1 protein-coding gene is annotated in these 1783 nt (G+C 75.7%); it reads right to left on the reverse strand.

The annotated features are described in order from the left end of the window. Window positions 1–1783 (reverse strand): GAF domain-containing SpoIIE family protein phosphatase (locus SSOG_RS40590; protein ID WP_009720134.1); only part of this gene is annotated, 1783 nt, incomplete at both ends.

Raw genomic sequence — 1783 nt, forward strand, 5'->3', positions numbered from 1 at the left:
CGCAGGGCGTTGGTGACCAGCTCGCTGATGACCAGCTCGGCGGCGAAGGCGGCCTCGTCCAGCCCCCAGTCCTGGATCCGCTGGGCGCAGGCGGCGCGGAGCGGGGCGACCGCCGCCGGGTCGGCGGGCACCTCCCACTCGGCCACGTTCTCCGGGGCGAGCCGGTGGGTGCGGGCCACCAGCAGGGCGGCGTCATCGCTCGGACGGGCCGGGAGGACGGTCGAGAACAGTTCCTGGCAGGTGGCGGCGGGGCCGCGGTCCGGGGCGGCGGCGAGGGTGCGGCGCAGCAGGTCCAGGCCGGTGTCGTGGTCCCGGTCGTGGCTGGCGACCAGTCCGTTGGTGTACAGGACCAGGCGGGTGCCCTCGGGCACCGGCAGGTCGGCCGCCTCGAAGGGCTCGCCGCCCAGGCCCAGCGGCGGTGCGGCCGGTACGTCGGGGGTCTGCACGGTGCCGTCCGGGCAGGCCAGTACGGGGCCCGGATGACCGGCCCGGGCCACGCTGCACCGGCCGGAGACCGGGTCGTAGATCGCGTACAGGCAGGTGGCGCCGGTGATGCGCGCGCTGTCGGGGTCCGTCTCGCGCTCCAGGTCGAGCCGGGCGACCAGCTCGTCCAGGAGGGCGAGCACCTCGTCGGGGGGCAGGTCCAGGGCCGAGAAGTTCTGCACCGCGGTGCGCAGCCGGCCCATCGTGGCGGCCGCGTGCAGACCCTGCCCGGCCACGTCCCCGACGACGAGGGCGACCCGGGCCCCGGGGAGCGGGAGTACGTCGAACCAGTCGCCGCCCACCCCGGCCCGCGCGGGCAGATAGTGGGACGCCACGTCCACGGCGTCCTGGTCGGGCAGCGCACCGGGCAGCAGATTGCGCTGGAGCGTGGTGACCATGGTGTGCTCGCGGGTGTAGCGGCGCGCGTTGTCGACGCACACCGCGGTGCGCGCGGCCAGCTCCCCGGCGATCACCAGATCTTCGTCGTCGAACGCCGCGCCCGGCCGGGTCCGGCAGAAGGTGGCCACGCCCAGCGGGACGCCGCGGAAGCGCAGCGGAACCGCGATCAGCGAGTGGATCCCCTGGTCGCGCAGGCGCCGGGCCTCGGCCTCGCACGGGGCGGGTTGCCCGGCGGCGTCGGTCAGATCGGCGCACAGGACGGACTGTCCGCTCTCCAGCGCCTGGCGCTGCGGCGACGACGGTGGAGGGACGGCCTTCTCGCCCGAGCGGAAGAGCGGATGTTCGGGCGGTACGCCGCCGACCGCCGTGCGGTGCAGTACGCCGTGCGGCACCGCCGGCTCCTCGCCCCGCAGCACCGGCTCCAGCAGTTCGACGGTGGCGATGTCGGCGAACCGGGGGACGACCACCCCCACCAGCTCCTCCGCGGTGCCGCTCAGCTCCAGGGTGGAGCCGATCCGTACCCCGGCGTCGTACAGCAGCCGCAGCCGCTCGCTCGCCACCTCGGCGCGGCCGGACAGCGCGCGCAGCTCGGTGGTGTCCCGCAGCGTCGCCACGCTCCCGGCGGGGCCGCCCGCCCGGTCGGTGGGCCGGATGTTGACGGCCAGCAGCCGGTTCCCGGCGGCGTGCACCTCGTCGGTGACGGGCTGCCCGGCGGCCAGCAGCCGGGTCAGCCGCGGTTCGAGGCCGAGTGCGGTGGCATGGCTTCCGTCGATGTCGGGGGTCAGCTGGAGCAGCCGCCGGGCCTCGTCGTTGACCAGCAGCAGCCGCCCGTCGGCGTCCATGATCAGCACGCCTTCCCGAACCGAGTGGAGCACCGCGTCGTGGTGGGCGTACATGCGGG

This window comes from Streptomyces himastatinicus ATCC 53653 (genome assembly GCF_000158915.1).
GTDB lineage: Bacteria > Actinomycetota > Actinomycetes > Streptomycetales > Streptomycetaceae > Streptomyces > Streptomyces himastatinicus.